The 435-nt window shown below is 54.9% G+C and carries 1 protein-coding gene; it reads right to left on the bottom strand.

Annotated features, from left to right (window positions below):
* Positions 1 to 373, bottom strand: a 373-nt coding sequence (locus tag QVP03_RS08195) for a hypothetical protein (protein WP_288210709.1), incomplete at its 3' end; no start/stop codon positions are given.
* Positions 374 to 435 lie beyond the last annotated feature (62 nt).

Consider the following 435-nt stretch of genomic DNA (forward strand, 5'->3'; position numbering starts at 1 on the left):
TGCCGCGCCACCACACGTCGCAGGCGTCGCGGAAAGCCCTGCAATCGTCCTTCGGGCGGAAATTCTCCCGTTTCAGTCCTGTAATAATTTCCCGATCCTCCTCCGTCGTGCCATCCTTCCACCACGGTTCGACCGTATCGGACATCAATTCGCTTTCGCGGATCTGGTACGTGTGCTCTTCGCATCCGTCGCACCACAAATCATCCTGCTCGGGAGCTGCCGGTGCAACTTGTCCCGTATTGCTGTCCACCCATGTTCGGTAGGACACTTCGAGCGAACCGCACTCTTCGCAGCGCCACGGATCGGCGGGCATCTCTACTGTCGGTTTTTCTGCAATAGGTGTCTGTTCCGGAATCTCTGAAATCTTATTCATAACAGTAGTAATGCAAAGACGGAGCAGGCATAACCTGCTCCGTCGGTTTGGACATTTAGTTC

Origin of the sequence: Alistipes sp. CAG:29 (genome assembly GCF_000435435.1) — a bacterium.
Taxonomy (GTDB): Bacteria; Bacteroidota; Bacteroidia; order Bacteroidales; family Rikenellaceae; genus Alistipes; species Alistipes onderdonkii.